Raw genomic sequence first — 20,250 nt, 5'->3', positions numbered from 1 at the left:
GTAAGCAAAACCCCAGAGGTTAGGCGGCCAGTACTGGCCGGAACCCAACTGCTGTGCTCAGGGCGCCATGACCTCAAGCCCCCTGCGCAATTGCTCCAACGCCTGCTGGTTGCTCCGCCTTACCGCCTCGACAAACCCCGGATAGGCCACGTCGGTAATACCGACCAGGCCCAGATGCCCATTTTCCCCGTCGAGCAGACGCCCGCTGGCTGGCTGGTCGAGGTATTGGAACCAGTGAGCACCCACGATCATCGGTTGAGCGAGCGCTGCCTTGAGGAAATTGCCGTAGGCAGGCCCACGGTCCTCTTCACGCGCGACCTCGAGCGGCCCTGGCCAGAACGGGCCACGGTCACGGGAGCCGAACTGGAACTCCGAGACCAGCACCGGCTTGTCCAGCTCGGCCAACCGGGCGAAGTCGTAGCCGTCCTCGGGCTTGAGGGTATAGAAGTTGAAACTGAGCACATCGCAGAACTCGGCACAGGCCTTCACTGCCTCAGGTGTACTGACCGCGTAGCGTCCACCCAGCAACAAATGGTTGGGCGCATGCCATTTCAGCGCATCGGAGATGGTCTTGAAGTAAGTCTGTGCAAACACCTGTTGGAAGTACTGATAGTCACGCTCGATTTCCGGGTGCTCAGGGTTGGGCAGTGGCGCCTCGAAACCGGGGTCCTCCATGAGCTCCCAGGCTTTCAGTTCGATACCCCACGCCTTCGACAGCCCCTCCTGGTTTCGGTACTTGTCACGCAACTGCTTGAGGAAGGCGCGTTTGGCCGGCACATCGGTGGTCAGGCGCAAGGTGCCGTAAGCCAGGCCATACCGTGCCTTGGGATCATCGCCCGGCGCCGCCCAGGCCAGCTCGTTGTCCGCGAAATAACCGATCAGCCACGGGTCGTCGCGATGATCCCGCGCGGCAATGGCCACCGCACGTTCTGTAGCCATGGCAAATCGCGGGTCGAACGGGTCGGGCATGCGCCCCCACCAGTCCATGCCGGTGCTGATACTGGCATAGTCACCGACGATCGACAGCGGCAGGGTGTACGGCACGCGCCTGGCCTGGCTCAGGGCCGGATCGCTCCAGTTCCCCAGGGTGTTGAACCCCCAGGCCTGCAAACGATCGAGGCTGTGCACCTGCCAGCGTTCGGCATCGACACCGGCGGCCGGGCAGTCCACCGGAGGCTGCCCCTCGGGCGCCGGGGCGCAGGGCTTGGCATAGGTGCGCTGCAGGTTGGCAGCATAGAAGTCATACCAACGCCCTTGCTTGAAGCCACGCCCTTGGGAAGACGCATTACCGTCGTCATTGTTGCCTTGGCCATAGAACGCCGCGAGCGGATCGCCCTCCCCAGGCAACCCTTTGAACATCGATTCTCGGCCCGCGACGTAGGTGCGCCCGCCATCGGCGGCCACCGCGTTGACGCCCAGCGAGTAGAAAGGGTGCCCCTGCGGGGTCACCAGGAACCAGCGGCCGTCGCGCTTTTCAGTGCGGAAGAAGCCGGTGGCTTCGAAGGTCGGTCCGGCCACCAGGCCGCCGTACGTGTCCAGTTTCTGCTTCTCGCGCTCGGCCAGCCAGGCCTTGAGTTGCTGGCGCTCACGGGCATCGGCGGCCTTGAGTTGCTCATCGTTGACGATTTTTTCCGGCCAGCGACCTCGGGTGGACTGGCCATAGGCATCGATCAAATCGCCGTAGGCCGCCCGGTATGCCTGGTCATCATCCTGTATCCCGACCTTTTCGATCAGCAGGTTCTGCGCGACCTTGGGTCGGGGAATGCTCAGGCTGATCGAAACCACCTGTTTGAGATCTACCTCGCCCGTGCTGCTGGTCAACAGCACGCGTTGCCCTTCGTACGTCCAAGGCATCGGCGGACCGGCACGCATGCCCTGACTCAACGGCGAACTGGCCTTGAGCGGCACCATCACCGTTTGCGCCGGGCCCGCTGGCAGGTCGATGCGGCTGGTGAGCGTACGCCCATCGCTGCCCAGCAGCGTGACATCCACGGTCAAGGCCCAGTCCATCGCACTTTGCAGGCGTAGCGTCAGAAACTGCCCTGTCGACCAGTCCCAGGTCCCTGACTGCGGGCTGAGGCGCAAGGTCGGGCGCTCCACCGGGTTGAATACCACGCGCCGCAGCACTTCGCCTTCGGCTGTTTGCTCCGCGTTGTACTGCGGCATCCCCGTGTCTTCGGTGGTCACGGTGACGACCGAAGTCGGGCGCACGAAGCTGAACAACGTCTGCTGGGCTGCCAGCAACGGGGTACTGAACAACAAGGTGAAAACGACGGGCAAGGTACGGCGGATCATGTGGACGTGGCTCTCCTTCAAGGCCCTCATGGACCTGGTCGAGTCATGGACAACGGGCCGGGCATCATGCTCCGGCCGTTACTGGATCTCCCGCCGGAAGGGCGGCAGCGCATTGAGAATAGCCTTGCCGTAGCGCTGGGTGACCAGGCGTCGATCGAGCAAGGTGATGACACCACGGTCCTGCTCGGTACGCAGCAGACGACCGCAGGCCTGGATCAGGCGCAGGGAGGCGTCGGGCACGGCGATTTCCATGAACGGGTTACCGCCACGCGCCTCGATCCACTCCGCCAGGGCCGCCTCGACAGGGTCGTCCGGCACGGCGAACGGAATCTTGGCGATGACCACGTGCTCGCAATAAGCACCTGGCAGGTCGACACCCTCGGCGAAACTGGCCAGGCCAAACAACACGCTGTGCTGACCGTCATCGACCCGGGCCTTGTGCTTGTTCAGCGTCTCCTGCTTGGACAGGTTGCCCTGGATCAGCACCAGCTTGCGCCAGTCGCGGTCCAGGCCATCGAACACGTCCTGCATCTGCTTGCGCGAAGAGAACAGCACCAGCGCGCCACGGGCTTCTTCGACGATGTTCGGCAATTCGCGGATGATCGCCGCAGTATGGCCCGCTGCATCGCGCGGGTCGGCGCCCAGGTCGGGCACCCGCAGCAAGCCGGCATCGCCATGCACGAATGGGCTGGGCACGACGCAGGTCACCGCATCACGCGGCAGCCCGGAGCGCATGCGGAAGCGGTCGAACTTGCCCAGCGCAGTCAGAGTCGCCGAAGTGACCAGTGCACCATGGGCAACGCTCCACAGGCTGCGGCGCAGCATCTCGGCAGCGAGAATCGGGCTGGCGTTGACCTCGATATCGAACAGCGCCCCACTTTCGGCCAGTGTCAGCCAACGCGCCATGGGCGGGCTGTCTTCAGGGTCTTCGGCGGTGAAGGCGGTCCACAGCTCCCAGTTGCCCTGGGCACGGGTGACCAGACTGCCGAACAGCGGGTACCACTCTTCGGCCTGGTGGCTGGCGATGCCGATATTGACCTCACCGTCCATGCCTTCCTTTAACAGGTCGGCAAGCCGGGTGAACAGATCGTTGAGGCGGGCGAAGCCCTTTTTCAGCTCGATGCCGACCTCGCGGATCTGCTCCGGCACCACGCCCCCCTCGAAGCGGTAGCGCGGGCGATCACGCCCTTCCATGTCTTCACCGGGCCGGAAATCGGCAACCTGTTCGCACAGGGTGAACATGAACTGCTGCTGGGTGCGGATTTCCCGCGCCAGCTCCGGCACCTGCTCGATCAGCTTGCCCAGGTCGCCTGGCAACGGGTGCTGGGCCAACAGCTTGGTGAGGTTCTTGGCCGTCTGCTCCAGCCAGTCGGCTGTGGAGCGCAGCCGCGAATAATGGGCGAAATGGCCGATGGCCTTGTCTGGCAGGTGATGGCCTTCGTCGAACACGTACATCGTGTCGCGCGGGTCGGGCAGTACCGCGCCACCGCCCAGGGCCAGGTCGGCCAGGACCATGTCGTGGTTGGTGACGATCACATCGACCTTGCCCATGCCTTCGCGCGCCTTGTAGAACACGCACTGCTGGAAGTTCGGGCAATGTCGGCCGGTGCACTGGCTGTGGTCGGTGGTCAGGCGCGCCCAGTCCTGGTCCTCGAGGGTTTCCGACCAACTGTCGCGGTCGCCGTCCCAGCGGTTGCCGGCAAGTTTCTCGATCATGCTGTTGAACAGCTTCTGGCTGCGCTCGTCGACTTCGATGTGGAAGCCTTCTTCTTCGAACAGCTGGGCGGTCGCCGACTGGGCGTGGCCCTCCTGCAGCAGCACGTCGAGTTTGGACAGGCACAAGTAGCGCCCACGCCCCTTGGCCAGGGCGAAGCTGAAGTTCAGGCCGCTGTTGCGCATCAGGTCGGGCAGGTCCTTGAAGACGATCTGCTCCTGCAGGGCGACGGTGGCGGTGGCGATCACCAGGCGCTTGCCGGCGGCCTTGGCGGCGGGAATCGCGGCGAGGCTGTAGGCGACCGTCTTGCCGGTACCGGTGCCGGCCTCGACCGCGACCACGGCAGGTTCGCCGGCCCGGCGACCTTCATCATCGCAGGCGATGTCGCCGAGTACCTTGGCCACTTCGGCGATCATCAGGCGCTGGCCGTAACGCGGCTTGAGGCTCTTGGCTTCGAGAAAACGCGAATAGGCGCCCTGGATGGTGGCTTTGAGTTCGTTGCTGATCATGGTCTGCGGGCGCCCGAAGGGCTGGATATATTTTCAGTGTTTCGCATGGGGCGGCTATCATACCCCGCTATTGCCCTTTGTGCCGCATGGAGATCCGGATGCTTGCCTTTGCCCTGCCCTACACACTGCATGTCCTGGCCGCCCTTGTCTGGGTTGGCGGGATGTTCTTCGCCTGGCTGGTACTGCGCCCGGCAACGGTCGCAGCGCTGGAAGGGCCCGCGCGGCTGCGGCTGTGGGTGGAAGTATTCCGACGCTTCTTCGGATGGGTCTGGCTGGCGATAGCGGTGCTGGCGATAAGTGGTATCGGCATGTTGCACCTGCGATTTTCCGGCTTCGAGACCGCGCCCCGCTATGTACAACTGATGATGGGCGGCGGGATCGTGATGTTTGCCTTGTTCCTGCGCGTGCAGGCACTGCTGCTGCCGGAACTGCGCGCTGCGGTGCAGGCCGAGGACTGGCCGGCGGGTGCCGGGGTGCTGGGCAGGATCCGACGGATGGTGGGGATCAACCTGCTGCTGGGCATTGCCGTGGTGGCAGTGGCCAGCGCTCGCGTCATGCTCTGAAGTCATCGACTCGGGGCCGCAACGCGGCCCTTGGGAACGCAAACGCTTGAGAGCGCAACACGCTCCCCGTCAAAGCCGCTGCAGAATCAACTCCCCCGCGGTACCGGCAAGCCCCGGTTGCCCTGGCAGGCCCGGACGACCGTTGGCACCGGCCTCGGTGCGATACACCAGGCACCCCTTGCTCGCACCACCCTGCCCGGCCTTGCCGGCAGCGCCCGGCTTGCCCGGCGCACCACCATCGAGGCGTACCTGGATACGCTCCTGCGGGAAGTCTGCCGGCAGGGCCAGGCGAATCCGGCCTCCGGCCGCGCCGTCATGCCCATTTCCTCCGTTGTCACCGTTCGCGCCACGGCTGGCGGTGCCCCAGGTACACCCTCCGGCCGTGCCATTGCCGCCATCGAGGCCGGCATAGCCCGGTGCCCCGGCGCCGCCACGGGCGTCGATCGACAGCTGCTCGGCCTCCAGCGTTTGCAGGCGCAAGTCGAGGTCACGACCGGGACGCGCCGCACGCTCGTAGCTGCCCGGTGCCCCCGGCGCGCTGATTTCACTACCGACACCCAGCACGGCACTGCTCGCTTCGATGCTCAAGGCGCTTTGCGCCGGAGCGATGGCGATGCGCGCGTCACGGCCCAGTTCGAGGTGGTCGATCTTCAATGCGGTGAGCGTGGCGGGCAACAGCAAGGTCGCCGAATCAGCCACCTGCACGCGCTCCAGGTGCACGCTGGACGCCTTGTTCGGCAGGCGCAGCATCGAATGGGCAGCGACTTCGAGACTCTCGGCCTGGGCCAGCGGGGTGGCCAGCGCGGCCAGCAACATCAACTTACGCATGGCGCGAAGCCTCCTGCGGACGGGGAATGGACATGACATGGAAGATGCCGGTCAGCAGGATCTGCAAGCGATCGAACCAGCGATGGCTGCGCCCGCGCAGGCTGGCGTTGAAGAACAACACCTCCAGCACATGCAAGCCCAGCAGCGTGATGCCTGCCGCATTGATCAGCAGATTGAACGGCAGGGGTTGCGGCATCAACAGATTGACCAGCACCACCCACCAGAAAACCACCGTCAGGGCCTTGCCCAGGCCCAGGATGAACTTCATACCCCGCCCCCCGACTGTCTTTGTACTGTCTTTGTTATGTGCGCGCGGCCCGTTCGAGCGGGCCGTGCGCACAACAGTACCGCCGCGCCAGGGCGCGCGCCAGAGGCGATTCAGTTCAGATGCAGTTCCACCCGTCGGTTCTGCGCTCGCCCTTCGTCGGTGTCGTTGTCGGCCACCGGCTCGCTTTCACCGCGACCTTGACTGGTCACCTTGGCCGGCGACAGTCCTTGCCCGATCAGGTACTGCGCAACACTGGCGGCGCGGCGTTCGGACAGGCCCTGGTTATAGTGGTCGGCGCCTACGCTATCGGTATGTCCGATCACCCTGATGGCCGTCACGCTGGGGTCGCCAAGTTTCGGCAACAGCGCTTGCAGGCGCTGTTGGGCTGGGGCCGACAGCTGTGCGGAGTCGAACGCAAACAGTACCTGGCCCTGATCGTCGAGGGTGATCACCTCAGGCGCAGGTGCTGGGGCCTCAGGTTTGGGCGTCGAAGGCGGATACTGCGGGAGCGGGCAGCCCATGTGGTCGACTGCCGTACCTTTGGGGGTGTCCGGGCAGCGATCACGACGGTCGAACACACCATCGCCATCTTCGTCACCATCCTGGGCGTAACAGATCAGGCCACCGGCGATGGCTCCGGCAACACCGGCACCGGTCGCCCAGCTGGAGCTTTCGATCGCGCCCAGACCGCCACCGACCAGCCCGCCGAGCAGGCTGCAGACCGGCCAGGTCCGTTGATTCAGGGGGGCGCTGCCATCACTGTGGGTGGCGCACCCGTTCAGCAGGCTGGAGGCCAGCAGCAGCGACACAGCCGTCTTCGACAAGGTATTCATGGGTCAGGTCCCCGGTGAATGCGCCCACGCCACGGCTAAAGACGTGGGCGCGGGCGGTCAGCGCTGGATCTTGATCTCGGTGCGGCGGTTCATGGCGCGGCCATCGGCCGTGGCGTTGTCGGCCACAGGCTGGGTCTCGCCAGCTCCCACTACCGAAACGAAGCTGCTGCGCGGTACGCCGCTGGTCACCAGATAGTCGGTCACTGAATGGGCACGACGCTCGGAGAGCTTCTGGTTGTAGCTGTCGGAGCCGACGCTGTCGGTATGGCCGGTCACGCTCAGGCGAGCGCTGGGTGCCTCCTGCTTCAGGCGCGTGGCGATGGTGTTCAGGCGCTCCTTGTCGGTTGCGGTCAGGCGCGCGGAATCGAACTCGAAGTGCACGTCACGGATGACGATGACTTCCTCCTTCTCGACCACGACGACTTCCTCGACCACGGCGACCGGCTCGGGTGGGCAGCCGTTGGCATCGACCTGCACGCCACGCGGGGTGCCTGGGCACTTGTCGCGGCTGTCGGGCACGCCATCGCCATCTTCGTCGCCATCGCCATGGGCCCAGCAGTAGCCCGCCGCCAGGCCACCGCCGAGCAACGCGCCCCAGCCGGCCCAGCTGGAGCTTTCGATGGCGCCCAGGGCTGCGCCACCCACGCCCCCGACGGCAGCACACTTCGGCCAGTCGGTTTTTTGCAAACCTGCACAACCAGTCAACACACTGGTGAGCAGAACCAGGGGTATCGCTGTGCGTACTATGCTCATTTTCGTTGCTTCTCCTAGGGGGATCGGTGCAGAACCGATGCTCTGGGAGTAAAGACCGCCTATTCCCTCTCTGCCAGCAATTAGCCACGACGCGATGCTGCGCCTCTTTGCCGTCGGGGCTGGGACCGCTAGTCTTGAGCGACCTGAACGAGGATTGGCAATGACCGACGGTTTTTCCCAGCGTACCCCCCAACAGGCCCTGGCGGCCCTTCTCGAGCGCTTCGCACCCGCGCGCCTGCTGTTGGTCGGCACACGTTTCCCGGCCCTGGAGGCCTTCGCCGCAGCCCATCCGACGGTGCAACTGTCGGTGGCTGCGCCCGGTCCGTTGCCTGCCGACCTGGCGGCGCAACGCTTCGACCTCGCGGTGCTGGTCGATTGCCTCGAGCACTTGCCCAAGCGCAGCGGGCTGGAACTGCTCGGCGGCATCCGCAATCTGAATGCCAGCAAGGTCGCGGTGCTGGCCGACCTGGCCGCCTGTGGCTGGCAGGACACCGATTTCTTCGCCCTGGCGCTGTCAGCCAGCGAGAAATTCCGTCGCGACGAGCAGGTACTGAGCCTGTTCACCTATGATCTACATGACTACAAGCAGGTCCCGGACTGGCTCAATGCCAAGTTCTGGGCGAATCCGCAAAACTTTGGCAAGTACTGGTGGTGATTTCATGAGTGTCTCGGTCTGCCCCTGTGGCAGCGGCAATCTTCTCGACGCATGCTGCGGGCACTACCATGCCGGCACCCCGGCACCGGATGCCCAGACGCTGATGCGCTCGCGCTACAGCGCCTATGTGCTGGGGCTGGTGGATTACCTGGTAGCCACCACGCTTCCCGCCCAGCAGGCCGGGCTGGACCGCGCCGGCATTGCCGCCTGGAGTGCACAGAGCACCTGGTTGGGGTTGGAGGTGGAAAGTGCGCAGGTCCTGGGGGGGCAACCGGAACATGCGTTCGTCACCTTCACGGCACGCTGGCACGACCAGCAGGGTGACCACCAGCACCGCGAGCGCTCGGCTTTCGTGCAGAACGCCGGGCGCTGGTACTTCATCGACCCGACCGTCGAGCTCAAGGCGGGGCGCAACGACCCCTGCCCCTGCGCCAGCGGGCAGAAGTTCAAGAAATGCTGCGCCAGCTACCTCGGTAACCGATGATGAATGCCCTGGCCCGCCTGCTCCTGCTTGGTCTCACCCTGGCCCTGCTGGGGGGCTGTGCGGGATGGGGCGGCCACGACTGGCGCGAGCCGGAGGTGCACCTGGTCAGGGTGGAAACCGTCAAGGCGCGTCTGCACCAGCAGGAGTTCATCCTGCACCTGCGTATCGACAACCCCAACGACAGCCGCCTGTTCATCCGCAGCCTGTCGTACGCAATCCGGCTCAATGACCTGCTGCTGGTGCAGGACGAGACCAGTGTCTGGCGCAGTGTCGGCGGACATGCCCGGCGTACCTTCAAGATCACCGCGCGCACCAACCTGTGGCAGCACCTCAAGCCCCTCGCCAAACTGCTGAAAAGCGGCAATCCGCTGCACTACACCCTGCAAGGCGAACTCAATACCGGCCTGATCAGTCGACGGGACCTGCACTTGTCGCGCAGTGGTGAGATAATCCCCGGCGATCTTCAACCGGAGTAACCCGCAATGACCCAGCAACCCCATGTCCATGGCCCCGACTGCAACCACGGTCACGATCATCACCATGATCATGACCACGGCCATGTGCACGGCCCCCACTGCAACCACGGCCACCAGGAACCGGTGCGCAACGCCCTGAAGGACGTCGGACGCAACGATCCATGCCCGTGCGGCAGCGAGAAGAAATTCAAGAAGTGCCACGGCGCGTAACACGGCTCCGGGTGGCGCTGCGTTTGCCGCTTGCAGCCCGACGCGCGCCGCCCTACCTTTAGCGCCTTTCCGACCCCGCCACGCCCCCCAGGAGCCTTCGTCATGGCCGCCCCCGTGTTTCCTCCCTTCCGCCCTCGGTTCGGCACCAGCGCAGTGCTGCTCGGCATGCTCGGCATGCTCGGGCTCGCCGGCTGCCAGATGGGCGGCTACCAGGACAGCGTGCCACCGACCACCGGCGTCCAGCCACTCAAAGGCCTGGCGCAGAACGTCTCGGTCCGACGCAACGCCATGGGCGCACCGTTGATCGAGAGCAGCAGTTTCCACGATGCGCTGTTCAGCCTCGGCTACGTCCATGCTGGCGACCGCATCGAACAGATGGTCGCCATGCGCCTGCTCGCCCAGGGGCGACTGGCCGAGATCGCTGGCTCCGAAGCCCTGGACATCGACCGCCTGATGCGCGCCGCCAACCTCAAGCAGAGCGCCGGCCAGCTGTATGCCGACGCCTCGCCGCGCCTGAAGCGCTTCTTCGAGGTCTATGCCCGCGGGGTCAACGCCTATCTGTTCCGCTACCGCGACAAGCTGCCGGCCGAACTCGCCCGCAGCGGCTATCGCCCCGAATACTGGAAGCCCGAAGACTCGGCGCTGATCTTCAGTCTCTACGCCTTCAGCCAATCGGTGAACCTGCAGGAGGAACTCTCGGCCCTGACCCTGGCGCAGAAGGTCGGCAGCGACAAGCTCGCCTGGCTGCTGCCAGGTGCACCCGACGAGCCTCTGGCCGAGGGCGAGACCGACAAGCTCAAGGGCATCAACCTGGCCAGCCAGATCCCCGGCCTGAACGACGTCGCTGCCGCCAGCCAGAAGCTCGCCGACCTCGACTTGCTGGGCAGCCCCGGTTCCTCGAACCTGGCCCTGGGCCCCCTGCGCAGCCGCAGCGGCAAGAGCCTGCTGGCCAGCGACAGCCGCGCCGCCTGGGCGCTGAGTCCGGTACAGATCCACACCGGCAAGTACCAGGTCGCCGGCCTGTCGCTACCCGGCCTGCCGATCGTGCTGGCCGGCTACAACGGCAAGCTGGCCTGGAGCAGCAGCGCGGTGATGGCCGACAACCAGGACCTGTTCCTTGAGCAACTGCGCCGCCAGGGCAGTCAACTCACCTACCTGGCCGACGGCAAGTGGCAGCCGGCCCGCGCGCGTAACGAAACCTTCTTCGTGCGCGGCCAGCGCCCGGTGCGCGAAGTGCTGTACGACACCCGCCATGGCACCCTGCTCGGCCAGCCCGGCAACGGCTATGGCCTGGCCCTGCACCTGCCGCAGCTCAAGGACGACAAGAGCCTCGATGCGCTGTTCGACCTGACCCGCGCCAGCAACCTCGAACGCGCCTTCGACAGCACCCGCGAAATCGGCGCCGCTGCGCTGAACTTCGTCTTCGCCGAGCCCGAGCACATTGGCTGGCAGGTCAGTGGCCGTTACCCCAATCGCCGCGAAGGCCAGGGCCTGCTGCCTTCGCCGGGCTGGGACGGACGCTTCGACTGGGATGGTTTCGCCGATGCGATGCTCCACCCCTACGACCAGGACCCGCCCAGCGGCTGGATCGGCCATGCCAACCAGCGCAGCCTGCCCAAGGGCTACGGCATGCAGCTGTCCAGCACCTGGTACTACCCCGAACGCGCGGAGCGCCTGGGCCAGTTGGCCGGTAACGGGCGTCATGACAGCCGCAGCCTGATGGCCTTGCAGAACGACCAGGTCACCCTGCTGGCCGACAAGCTCAAGCGCATGTTCGACGCCCCGGGCATGGCCCAGCCGCTCAAACAGGCCATCGATGCCCTGCCCGCCGAGCAGCGCGACAAGGCCCGTGAAGCCCTGACCCGGCTCAAGGCTTTCGATGGCCGCCTGAGCCCAGTCTCGGCCGATGCGGCGCTGTACGAACTGTTCCTCCAGGCCGTCACCCGCCAGACCTTCCTCGACGAGCTTGGCCCCGAGTCCAGCCCGGCCTGGCAAGCGTTTGTCAGCAACGCCCGGCTGTCGTACTCGGCCCAGGCCGACCACCTGCTTGGTCGCGAAGACAGTCCGTTCTGGGATGACCGCAACACGCCGCAGAAAGAAGACAAACCGACCATCCTCGCCCGCAGCCTGGCCGGCGCGGTGGATGCCGGTGTCGCGCAGATGGGCGCCGACCGGCGTGCCTGGCAATGGGGCAAGCTGCACCAGTACCGCTGGCCAGCAGCGAATTACCACGGGCTCGGCGATACCGTCAGCCGCGCGCCGATGGCCACCGGCGGTGACTTCAGCACCCTGGTCCTGACCCCTTACGCCTGGGGCAACGGTTTCGAAACCAGCCTGCCAGCCTCCGCACGCATGGTCGTCGACTTCGGCCAGGCCGAACCGCTGCAGATCCTGACCAGCAGCGGCCAGTCCGGCAACCCGGCCAGCCCTCACTACAGTGACGGCCTGGACGCCTGGTTCAAGGGGCGCTTCATGAGCCTGCCCGTGCAACCGCAGAACTTTGCCCGCGCCTATGGCAGCCAGCGCCTGACGCTGGTGCCGGGCAAGTAGGCGGCAACCCCGAGCGGCTCGTCCGGGCCGCTCGTCAGCACCACGTCATCCGAACTTCCTGGCCAGCGCTGCGCTCCTAACTTGTAACCTCAGCCAGCGCGAACGCCATGGACCTCGTCATTGCCCGCCCCGAAGGGCTGTACTGCCCGCCCGGGGACTTCTACATCGACCCCTGGCGCCCGGTGGACCGTGCGGTGATCACCCATGGCCACGGCGATCATGCGCGCACCGGCAACGGCCACTACCTGTGTGCCGAACCCGGCGCCGGTATCCTGCGCAGCCGTCTTGGCCAGGACATCGACTTGCAAACCCTCCCTTATGGAGAACGCCTCCAGCATCACGGCATCACCTTGAGCTTCCACCCTGCCGGCCACGTGCTCGGCTCGGCCCAGGTGCGCCTTGAACACCAGGGCCAGGTGTGGGTCGCCTCGGGCGACTACAAGGTTGAGCCAGACGGAACCTGCGCGCCGTTCGAGCCGGTGCGCTGCCACACCTTCATCACCGAATCCACCTTCGGCCTGCCGATCTATCGCTGGCCCTCGCAGGCCGAGGTGTTCGAAGGCATCAATGCCTGGTGGCGTGCCAATCGTGACCTGGGCAAGGCCAGCGTGCTGTTCTGCTACGCCTTCGGCAAAGCCCAGCGCATTCTCCACGGGCTGGACGCAGATATAGGGCCGATCGTGGTGCACGGCGCGGTCGAGCCGCTCAACCGCGTGTATCGCGAAGCCGGGATCGCCCTGCCGGAGACCCTGTACGCTGGAGATCTGCCACGCAACGATCCACGCCTGCGCCAAGCACTGGTGCTGGCACCACCCTCTGCAGGTGGCAGTAGCTGGATGCGCCGTTTCGGCGACTACAGCGATGCCTTCGCCAGTGGCTGGATGCTGCTGCGTGGCACCCGGCGCCGGCGTGGCGTCGATCGCGGCTTCGTACTTTCCGACCATGCCGACTGGCCTGGGCTGCTGTGGGCGATCGGCGAAACCGGTGCGGAACGGGTCATGGTCACCCATGGCTCGGTCAACGTGCTGGTGCGCTACCTGTGCGAACAGGGCCTGGACGCCCGAGCCTTCGCCACCGAGTACGGCGAGGAAGACGACACGCCCGCGCCGGAGAGCGCCACATGAAGGCCTTCGCCGAACTCTACCTGCGCCTGGACGCCACCACTTCGAGCAACGCCAAGCTGCAGGCCCTGCGCGACTATTTCGCCGAGGCTCCCGCCGCCGATGCGGCCTGGGCGGTGTACTTCCTGGCCGGAGGCCGCCCGCGCCAACTGGTGCCGACCCGTCTGCTACGTGAGCTGGCCACGCAGTTGGCAGACCTGCCCGACTGGCTGTTCGAAGAGAGCTACCAGGCTGTCGGCGACCTGGCCGAGACCATTTCCCTGCTGTTGCCCCAGCACCGACACGATACCGACGAGGGCCTGGCCGTGTGGGTCGAGCAGCACCTGCTGCCCTTGCGCGGGCAACCGGCGGATGAGGTGCGCCAGCGCTTGCCGACACTCTGGGAGAGGCTGGACCGCCCCAGCCTGATGCTATGCCTGAAGTTGATCACCGGCAGCTTCCGTGTCGGCGTCTCCAAGCTGCTGGTCACCCGTGCGTTGGCGCAGTTGTCGGGGCTGGATGCCAAGCGTGTGGCCCAGCGCCTGGTCGGCTACACCGACCTGGCTCATCGCCCCGTTGCTGAAAGCTACCTGAAGCTGATTGCCCCCGAGTCCGACGACGAACACGCCCAGCGCGGCGGCCAGCCCTATCCGTTCTTTCTCGCCCACGCCCTGCAGGCGCCACTGGAACAGTTCGAGACACTGCTCGGCCCGGTCGATGACTGGCAGGCAGAATGGAAGTGGGATGGCATCCGCGCCCAGGTGGTCAAGCGCGAGGGCCAGCTGTGGATCTGGTCACGGGGCGAGGAACTGGTCACCGAGCGTTTTCCCGAGTTGCACAGCCTGACAGAGACATTGCCTGATGGCACCGTGCTCGATGGCGAGATTCTGGTATGGAAGCCCGGCGCCTGCGACGACAGTCTGGCAGTGCAGCCCTTTGCCCTGCTCCAGCAGCGGCTGGGCCGCAAGACCCTGGGCCGCAAACTGCTGGCCGATGCACCGGTGGTGCTGCAAGCCTACGATCTGCTGGAATGGCACGGCGAGGACTGGCGAAACCGCCCACAGCACGAGCGCCGGGGGCAACTGGAACGCGTGCTGGTCGAGTACCCCTTGGCCCCCGTGCTGCTTTCACCCCTGGTGCAGGCACCGAACTGGATAGCCCTGGCCGAGCAACGTGAGCAGTCGCGCAACCTGGGGGTGGAAGGGCTCATGCTGAAGCGGCGCGATGCCCTGTACGGCGTCGGCCGCACCAAGGACCTGGGCCTGTGGTGGAAATGGAAGGTCGACCCGTTCAGCGTCGACGCCGTGCTGATCTACGCCCAGCGCGGCCATGGCCGACGCGCCAGCCTTTATAGCGACTACACCTTCGCCGTCTGGGATGCGCCTCCAGGAACAGCGCAACGCAACCTGGTGCCCTTCGCCAAAGCCTATTCAGGCTTGAGCGACGAAGAGATGCGCAAGGTCGATGCGATCATCCGCAAGACCACTGTGGAAACCTTCGGCCCGGTACGCAGCGTCACCCCGACGCTGGTCTTCGAGTTGGGTTTCGAAGGCATCGCCCTGTCCAAGCGTCACAAGAGCGGCATCGCCGTACGCTTCCCGCGCATGCTGCGCTGGAGGCTGGACAAGCCGGTCGAGGAGGCCGACGACCTGGCAACCCTGCAGAGCTTGCTGGGCCCTGTATAGCTGCATCTACGCACACCAGCATGCACAAAGCCCTGGTTTGTGCTTCTATTTCCAGTCGCCCATGTTCAACGCCCAGCGCAGACCAGGACCCCCATGCACCACTCGACCCACGAACTGCTGTCCCCCGTACCCGGCATCTGCCGCCAGTTGCACAGCTTTCACTTCGGCCCACGCGGTGGCGGCAAGGTGTACATCCAGGCCTCGCTGCACGCCGACGAATTGCCCGGCATGCTGGTGGCCTGGCACCTCAAGCGGCGCCTGAACGAACTGCACCAGCAAGGTCTGCTGCGCCGCGAAGTGGTGCTGGTGCCGGTGGCCAATCCGGTGGGTCTGGAACAGGTGCTGCTGGACGCACCGCTGGGGCGCTTCGAACTGCAGAGCGGGGAAAACTTCAATCGCAACTTCGTCGACCTGTCCGACAGTATCGGTGACCAGATCGAAAGCCACCTCACGCAAGACCCGGCACACAACCTCGCGCTGATCCGGGAATACCTGCGCCGCGGGCTCGACAGCCACCCCGCCGTCACCCCCCTGCAATCCCAGCGCCTGGCCTTGCAGCGCCTGGCCTGCGACGCCGACATGGTGCTGGACCTGCACTGCGACTTCGAAGCCGTCGAACACCTCTACACCACGCCCGAAGCCTGGCCCCAGGTCGAGCCGCTGGCGCGCTATCTCGGCGCCCAGGCCAGCCTGCTGGCCACCGACTCCGGCGGGCAGTCGTTCGACGAGTGCTTCAGCCTGGTGTGGTGGCAACTGCAGCAGCGTTTTGCCAAGCGTTTCCCGATCCCCATGGGCAGCTTCTCGGTGACCGTCGAGCTGCGTGGCCAGGCCGATGTCAACCACGAGCTGGCAAGCCAGGACTGCCAGGCAATCCTCGACTTCCTCACCCACTGCGGGGTGATCGAAGGTCAGCCCGCGGCATTGCCGCCGCTGCGCCAGCCCGCCACCCCGCTGGCTGCCGTGGAGCCATTGATCGCACCGCTGGGCGGCCTGCTGGTGTTCCACGCAAAACCGGGACAGTACCTGGAGCCTGGGCAACTGATCGCCGAGGTCATCGATCCGCTCAGCGACCGGGTGACGCCGATCCGCAACGTCCAGGGCGGGCTGCTCTACGCCCGCAGCGTCCGGCGCATGGCCACCACCGGTATGGTGATCGCCCATGTAGCAGGGGAAAAGGTCTGCCGCAGCGGCTATCTGCTGGCCAACTGATCCCGATCAAACCAAAGCACCTTGCGGCCGGTCTGTAGAAGCACAGCCTTCGACGAGACCGGCCGCCGATGCCATCCCCTTCCGACCTCGCCAGCACCTGGTTCGCCTCCCGCAACTGGAAGCCGTTCGCCTTCCAGCGCAGCGTCTGGGCGGCGATCCAGCGCGGCGAGTCGGGCCTGCTGCACGCCAGCACCGGCAGCGGCAAGACCTACGCCGTCTGGCTCGGCGCCCTGCGCGCTTTCGCACAGTTGCACGACGCACGCCGACCGGCGCCACTCCAAGTGCTGTGGATCACACCGATGCGCGCCCTGGCCAGCGATACCGCGCGCGCGCTGCAAGCACCGCTGGATGAGTTGGGGCTGAACTGGACCATCGGCGTACGCAGCGGTGACACCACCAGTGCCGAACGTGCACGCCAGGCCCGGCGCCTGCCCAGCACGCTGGTCACCACTCCCGAAAGCCTCACCCTGCTGCTGACCCGCGAACAGGCTGCCGCCGACTTCGCCAGCCTGCGCCTGGTGGTGGTCGATGAATGGCACGAACTGCTCGGCAACAAGCGCGGCGTGCAGTTGCAACTGGCCCTGGCCCGGCTGCGGCGCTGGCAGCCGCAACTGGTGGTGTGGGGGCTTTCGGCCACCCTGGGCAACCTGCCGCACGCCCTTGAAGTCTTGCTGCCTGCCGGCGGGCGACTGGTTCAGGGCCGTCAGGACAAGCGCATCCTGGTCGACACCCTGGTGCCGAGCGCGATCGAACGCTTCCCCTGGGCCGGGCACATGGGGCTGAAGATGCTCCCTCAGGTCAGCGCCGAGATCGAGGCCAGCGCCAGCAGCCTGGTGTTCACCAACACCCGCGCCCAGGCCGAACTCTGGTACCAGGCCCTGCTCGAGGCGCATCCCGAGTGGGCGGGACTGATCGCCCTGCACCACGCATCGCTTGCCCGGCACGCCCGTGACTGGGTCGAGCGCAGCCTCAAGCAGGGCACGCTGAAGGCGGTGATCTGCACCTCAAGCCTCGACCTGGGTGTGGATTTCCTGCCCGTCGAACGCGTCCTGCAGATCGGCTCGGCCAAAGGCATCGCCCGCTTGCTGCAACGTGCAGGCCGCTCTGGGCACGCACCTGGGCGTACCTCACGGGTGACCCTGGTACCGACCCACAGCCTTGAACTGGTGGAAGCGGCGGCGGCACGCCAGGCGCTGGCTTCCGGGCATATCGAGGCACGCTATTCGCCGCGCCTGAGCATGGACGTGCTGGTCCAGCATCTGGTCAGCATGGCGCTGGGCAGTGGTTTCCGACCGGCCGAACTGTTCGAGGAGGTTCGCAGCACCTGGGCCTTTCGCGATCTCGAAGAAAGCCAGTGGCAATGGGCACTGTCATTTGTGCGCAATGGCGGCAGCTCGCTCACCGCCTACCCGGACTACCAGCGCGTCGCAGCGCACCCCGATGGCATCTGGCGCGTGGCCAGCGAGCGCCTCGCCCGGCGTCATCGTCTGGGCATCGGCACCATCGTCAGCGACGCCAGCCTGCAGTTGAAGTACTGGAGCAAAGGGGGCGGTGGCAAGTCGCTGGGCAGCGTGGAGGAATCTTTCATTGCCCGTCTCAAGCCCGGTGACGCGCTGTTGTTCGGCGGACGTATCCTGGAGCTGGTAAGGGTCGAGAACATGACCGCCTACGTGCGCCGCAGCACCGCGCGCAAGGCGGCGGTAGCACGCTGGAATGGCGGACGCATGCCGCTGTCGAGCGAGCTGGCGCAAGCGCTGGTCGAGCGTCTGGATGCAGCAGCCCACGGCCGCTACGAAGGCGCAGAAATGCACGCCGTTCGCCCCCTGCTGACACTTCAGGCGAGCTGGTCGGCCCTGCCCACCCAGCGCACATTGCTGGGCGAAACCCTGCACTCGCGCCAGGGCTGGCACCTGTTTCTCTATCCCTTCGCCGGGCGCATGGCCAATCTGGGCCTTGCCAACCTGATCGCCTGGCGGGTCAGCCGCGTGCAGCCGCTGTCGGTATCGATCGCGGTCAATGACTACGGCTTCGAACTGCTCGCAGCAAGCCCTGTGGACTGGGCCGCGCACTTGCCCGCTGCACTGGCTGCAGACAATTTGCTGGAAGATGTACTGGCCAGTCTGAATGCTGGCGAGATGGCGCTGCGGCGCTTTCGCGAAATTGCCCAGATCGCCGGGCTTGTATTCGGCGGCTATCCCGCCGCGCAGAAAAGCACGCGCCAGCTCCAGGCCTCCAGTGGTCTGTTCTACGAGGTGTTTCGCAAGCATGACGCTGGCAATCTGCTGCTCGGCCAGGCGCGCGACGAGGTGCTGCGTGAGGAGCTGGAGATCGAGCGCCTGCATCAGCAGTTGCAGAAAATGTCAGGATTGCGCCTCGATCTGCACGCATTGCGCCGGCCCGGGCCGCTGGCCTTCGCCCTATTGGTCGAGGGCATGCGCGAAACCCTGAGCACGGAAAAACTGGCAGACCGCATCGCCCGGATGGTGGCGGATCTCGAAAAGGCGGCGAGCCGAACCATGAGCGACCTTGCGGGAACTGAACGGAGGAAATCCTGAACGTGCACCACCTGGTGATCGAACATTGCGGCGAAACGCTGTGGCTGTTACCTGAAAAAGCGCTCTACTGGCCAGCCCGGCGCGCGCTTCTGGTTGCCGACCTGCACATTGGCAAGGCCGCCAGCTACCGCGCCCTGCACCAACCGGTGCCACGCGGGACTACCCAGGCAACCCTGGATCGCCTGGACACGCTCTTGCAGCATTACGATTGCCAGCAGTTGATCGTGCTCGGCGACTTTCTCCACGCACGTACTGCGCGAGCCCCTGCCACCCTGGCCCGTGTAGCTGCATGGCGAGAACGGCACCCAGGGTTACGGGTGGTCCTGGTGCGAGGCAATCACGACCGTCATGCTGGCGATCCGCCGCAGGAGCTCGCCATTGAAGTTGTCGACGAGCCTTTGCTACTGCCGCCATTCGCGCTACAGCACGAGACCGGCGCTCACCCTGAGCATCCGGTGATCGCAGGCCATGTCCATCCGGCGTGCGTCCTGCGCGGTCGTGGCCGCCAACGCCTGCGCCTGGCGTGCTTCATGTTCCACGCAAAGGTCAGCCTGCTGCCGGCGTTCGGCGAATTCACCGGCGGTTGGACGGTGCAACCAGAGCCCGGCGCCCGCCTGTTCGTCGTGGGCGATCAACGGGTCTGGGCAGTCCCGGCCTGATCAGGCGACTGGCGCTGGAGGCGGCTCGTCGGGCAAGGTCGGCTCGCCCGGCTCCATCGGCGGGTGCTCGCCAGGCTCGGGGGGTTGCGGGGTATCGGGATCAGGCTGGTGCGGGACGCCACCGGCGTGCAGATCCGTCGGCGGATGCGGGTGCGCGAGCAGAGTCCAGGCCATCATGCCGATCTGGTTCGGCTGCAGGACGGCCAGCTTCGCGCTGATTGCAGGATCGAGTTTCATGGGCTGCTCCTGACGAGGGCCGGCGTACGTCATGCACGCCGGGGACTTACCTCGTTGGAGTGGCAAAAGGGGAACTAATTCCCCCAGCTCGTCGGCTCAGGTACGTGGCAGCGTGACGCCGCGCTGGCCCTGGTATTTGCCGCCGCGATCCTTGTACGACACCTCGCACTCTTCATCGGATTGCAGGAACAACATCTGGGCCACGCCTTCGTTGGCGTAGATCTTGGCCGGCAGTGTGGTGGTGTTGGAGAACTCCAGGGTGACGTGCCCCTCCCACTCCGGCTCCAGGGGGGTGACGTTGACGATGATGCCGCAGCGGGCATAAGTGCTCTTGCCCAGGCAGATGGTCAGGACATCGCGCGGAATGCGGAAGTACTCGACAGTACGGGCCAGGGCGAAGGAGTTCGGCGGGATGATGCAGACGTCGCTCTTGATGTCGACGAAGCTGCCGGCATCGAAGTTCTTCGGATCGACGGTGGCCGAATTGATGTTGGTGAACACCTTGAATTCATCGGCGCAACGTACGTCGTAGCCATAGCTGGAGACACCGAAGGAGATCACCCGGCTGTCCTGTTCGCCACGCACCTGGCGCTCGACGAACGGCTCGATCATGCCGTGTTCCTGCGCCATGCGGCGAATCCACTTGTCCGATTTGATGCTCATGGCG

The 20,250-nt window shown here is 65.7% G+C and carries 19 protein-coding genes; 11 read left to right on the top strand and 8 right to left on the bottom strand.

Annotated features, from left to right (window positions below; genetic code table 11):
• Window positions 1-57: 57 nt before the first annotated feature.
• Together F6X62_RS15280 and dinG are read right to left on the bottom strand one after the other, a co-directional pair.
• Window positions 58-2,295, bottom strand: a complete 2,238-nt coding sequence (locus F6X62_RS15280; RefSeq protein WP_153774024.1) for a beta-galactosidase — start codon at window positions 2,293-2,295, stop codon at window positions 58-60.
• Window positions 2,296-2,373: 78 nt separating this feature from the next.
• Window positions 2,374-4,518 (bottom strand): ATP-dependent DNA helicase DinG, encoded by a 2,145-nt coding sequence (gene dinG, locus F6X62_RS15275; protein ID WP_054891763.1) that lies wholly within the window; start codon window positions 4,516-4,518, stop codon window positions 2,374-2,376.
• 98 nt (window positions 4,519-4,616) lie between these two features.
• Here dinG and F6X62_RS15270 point away from each other — a divergent pair, with 98 nt between their 5' ends.
• Window positions 4,617-5,081, top strand: coding sequence for a CopD family protein (locus F6X62_RS15270; protein WP_153774023.1), 465 nt, complete (start codon window positions 4,617-4,619; stop codon window positions 5,079-5,081).
• Between the two features lie 69 nt (window positions 5,082-5,150).
• On the opposite strand, the gene F6X62_RS15265 is transcribed toward F6X62_RS15270, so the two are convergent.
• The 4 genes from F6X62_RS15265 to F6X62_RS15250 form a co-directional block, all read right to left on the bottom strand.
• Entirely contained in the window at window positions 5,151-5,909 is a 759-nt protein-coding gene (locus F6X62_RS15265; protein ID WP_153774022.1) for a collagen-like protein, read from the bottom strand.
• Window positions 5,902-6,177: a DUF1145 domain-containing protein gene (locus F6X62_RS15260; protein WP_065863069.1), complete on the bottom strand. Its 276-nt coding sequence runs from the start codon at window positions 6,175-6,177 to the stop codon at window positions 5,902-5,904. Before F6X62_RS15260 ends, F6X62_RS15265 begins: the two co-directional genes overlap by 8 nt.
• Before the next feature lie 110 nt (window positions 6,178-6,287).
• Window positions 6,288-7,010, bottom strand: coding sequence for an OmpA family protein (locus tag F6X62_RS15255; RefSeq protein WP_054891767.1), 723 nt, complete (start codon window positions 7,008-7,010; stop codon window positions 6,288-6,290).
• 57 nt (window positions 7,011-7,067) lie between these two features.
• Window positions 7,068-7,763 (bottom strand): OmpA family protein, encoded by a 696-nt coding sequence (locus tag F6X62_RS15250; protein ID WP_054891768.1) that lies wholly within the window; start codon window positions 7,761-7,763, stop codon window positions 7,068-7,070.
• A gap of 160 nt (window positions 7,764-7,923) precedes the next feature.
• On the opposite strand from F6X62_RS15250, the gene F6X62_RS15245 reads away from it, so the two are divergent.
• The 10 genes from F6X62_RS15245 to pdeM all read left to right on the top strand — a co-directional run bounded on the left by F6X62_RS15245 (window position 7,924) and on the right by pdeM (window position 19,346).
• Window positions 7,924-8,418 (top strand): DUF6231 family protein, encoded by a 495-nt coding sequence (locus F6X62_RS15245; RefSeq protein ID WP_065863070.1) that lies wholly within the window; start codon window positions 7,924-7,926, stop codon window positions 8,416-8,418.
• A 4-nt stretch (window positions 8,419-8,422) separates the two neighbouring features.
• Window positions 8,423-8,902, top strand: coding sequence for a YchJ family protein (locus F6X62_RS15240; protein ID WP_063543470.1), 480 nt, complete (start codon window positions 8,423-8,425; stop codon window positions 8,900-8,902).
• A complete protein-coding gene (locus F6X62_RS15235; RefSeq protein WP_153774046.1) occupies window positions 8,902-9,378 on the top strand; it encodes an LEA type 2 family protein in 477 nt (158 codons plus the stop codon). Before F6X62_RS15240 ends, F6X62_RS15235 begins: the two co-directional genes overlap by 1 nt.
• Window positions 9,379-9,384: 6 nt before the next feature.
• Window positions 9,385-9,588, top strand: coding sequence for an SEC-C metal-binding domain-containing protein (locus F6X62_RS15230; protein WP_012313055.1), 204 nt, complete (start codon window positions 9,385-9,387; stop codon window positions 9,586-9,588).
• 102 nt (window positions 9,589-9,690) lie between these two features.
• A complete protein-coding gene (locus F6X62_RS15225) occupies window positions 9,691-12,138 on the top strand; it encodes a penicillin acylase family protein (RefSeq protein ID WP_153774021.1) in 2,448 nt (815 codons plus the stop codon).
• A 107-nt stretch (window positions 12,139-12,245) separates the two neighbouring features.
• Window positions 12,246-13,262, top strand: coding sequence for a ligase-associated DNA damage response exonuclease (locus F6X62_RS15220; RefSeq protein WP_153774020.1), 1,017 nt, complete (start codon window positions 12,246-12,248; stop codon window positions 13,260-13,262).
• Complete coding sequence (locus F6X62_RS15215) at window positions 13,259-14,923, top strand: ATP-dependent DNA ligase (protein ID WP_153774019.1); 1,665 nt, start codon at window positions 13,259-13,261, stop codon at window positions 14,921-14,923. Before F6X62_RS15220 ends, F6X62_RS15215 begins: the two co-directional genes overlap by 4 nt.
• Window positions 14,924-15,016: 93 nt before the next feature.
• On the top strand, window positions 15,017-16,132 hold the full coding sequence (locus F6X62_RS15210; protein WP_153774018.1) for a succinylglutamate desuccinylase/aspartoacylase family protein: 1,116 nt from the start codon (window positions 15,017-15,019) through the stop codon (window positions 16,130-16,132).
• 68 nt (window positions 16,133-16,200) lie between these two features.
• A complete protein-coding gene (locus F6X62_RS15205) occupies window positions 16,201-18,687 on the top strand; it encodes a ligase-associated DNA damage response DEXH box helicase (protein WP_153774017.1) in 2,487 nt (828 codons plus the stop codon).
• A gap of 2 nt (window positions 18,688-18,689) precedes the next feature.
• A complete protein-coding gene (gene pdeM, locus F6X62_RS15200) occupies window positions 18,690-19,346 on the top strand; it encodes a ligase-associated DNA damage response endonuclease PdeM (RefSeq protein WP_153774016.1) in 657 nt (218 codons plus the stop codon).
• On the opposite strand, the gene F6X62_RS15195 is transcribed toward pdeM, so the two are convergent.
• A complete protein-coding gene (locus F6X62_RS15195; protein ID WP_054891778.1) occupies window positions 19,347-19,583 on the bottom strand; it encodes a hypothetical protein in 237 nt (78 codons plus the stop codon).
• A 96-nt stretch (window positions 19,584-19,679) separates the two neighbouring features.
• Window positions 19,680-20,246 carry a dCTP deaminase gene (dcd, locus tag F6X62_RS15190; RefSeq protein WP_003258001.1) on the bottom strand — a complete coding sequence of 189 codons (567 nt, stop codon included), beginning with the start codon at window positions 20,244-20,246 and terminating at the stop codon, window positions 19,680-19,682.
• Window positions 20,247-20,250 lie beyond the last annotated feature (4 nt).

The sequence above is a fragment of the Pseudomonas sp. MNR3A genome (assembly GCF_009650575.1).
Classification (GTDB): Bacteria; Pseudomonadota; Gammaproteobacteria; order Pseudomonadales; family Pseudomonadaceae; genus Aquipseudomonas; species Aquipseudomonas machongensis.
Note: the sequence above shows the minus strand (reverse complement) of the source record. Positions and strands in the feature narration are given on the sequence as shown.

Bases quoted from the DNA above. Each gene is read 5' to 3' on its own strand.
- F6X62_RS15210 (WP_153774018.1), top strand. From the start codon at position 15,017: ATGCACCACTCGACCCACGAACTGCTGTCCCCCGTACCCGGCATCTGC.
- F6X62_RS15205 (WP_153774017.1), top strand. From the start codon at position 16,201: ATGCCATCCCCTTCCGACCTCGCCAGCACCTGGTTCGCCTCCCGCAAC.
- F6X62_RS15240 (WP_063543470.1), top strand. From the start codon at position 8,423: ATGAGTGTCTCGGTCTGCCCCTGTGGCAGCGGCAATCTTCTCGACGCA.
- F6X62_RS15255 (WP_054891767.1), bottom strand. From the start codon at position 7,010: ATGAATACCTTGTCGAAGACGGCTGTGTCGCTGCTGCTGGCCTCCAGC.
- F6X62_RS15265 (WP_153774022.1), bottom strand. From the start codon at position 5,909: ATGCGTAAGTTGATGTTGCTGGCCGCGCTGGCCACCCCGCTGGCCCAG.
- dinG (WP_054891763.1), bottom strand. From the start codon at position 4,518: ATGATCAGCAACGAACTCAAAGCCACCATCCAGGGCGCCTATTCGCGT.
- F6X62_RS15235 (WP_153774046.1), top strand. From the start codon at position 8,902: ATGAATGCCCTGGCCCGCCTGCTCCTGCTTGGTCTCACCCTGGCCCTG.
- dcd (WP_003258001.1), bottom strand. From the start codon at position 20,246: ATGAGCATCAAATCGGACAAGTGGATTCGCCGCATGGCGCAGGAACAC.
- F6X62_RS15250 (WP_054891768.1), bottom strand. From the start codon at position 7,763: ATGAGCATAGTACGCACAGCGATACCCCTGGTTCTGCTCACCAGTGTG.
- F6X62_RS15280 (WP_153774024.1), bottom strand. From the start codon at position 2,295: ATGATCCGCCGTACCTTGCCCGTCGTTTTCACCTTGTTGTTCAGTACC.
- F6X62_RS15260 (WP_065863069.1), bottom strand. From the start codon at position 6,177: ATGAAGTTCATCCTGGGCCTGGGCAAGGCCCTGACGGTGGTTTTCTGG.
- F6X62_RS15245 (WP_065863070.1), top strand. From the start codon at position 7,924: ATGACCGACGGTTTTTCCCAGCGTACCCCCCAACAGGCCCTGGCGGCC.
- F6X62_RS15270 (WP_153774023.1), top strand. From the start codon at position 4,617: ATGCTTGCCTTTGCCCTGCCCTACACACTGCATGTCCTGGCCGCCCTT.
- F6X62_RS15215 (WP_153774019.1), top strand. From the start codon at position 13,259: ATGAAGGCCTTCGCCGAACTCTACCTGCGCCTGGACGCCACCACTTCG.
- F6X62_RS15225 (WP_153774021.1), top strand. From the start codon at position 9,691: ATGGCCGCCCCCGTGTTTCCTCCCTTCCGCCCTCGGTTCGGCACCAGC.
- F6X62_RS15195 (WP_054891778.1), bottom strand. From the start codon at position 19,583: ATGAAACTCGATCCTGCAATCAGCGCGAAGCTGGCCGTCCTGCAGCCG.
- F6X62_RS15220 (WP_153774020.1), top strand. From the start codon at position 12,246: ATGGACCTCGTCATTGCCCGCCCCGAAGGGCTGTACTGCCCGCCCGGG.
- F6X62_RS15230 (WP_012313055.1), top strand. From the start codon at position 9,385: ATGACCCAGCAACCCCATGTCCATGGCCCCGACTGCAACCACGGTCAC.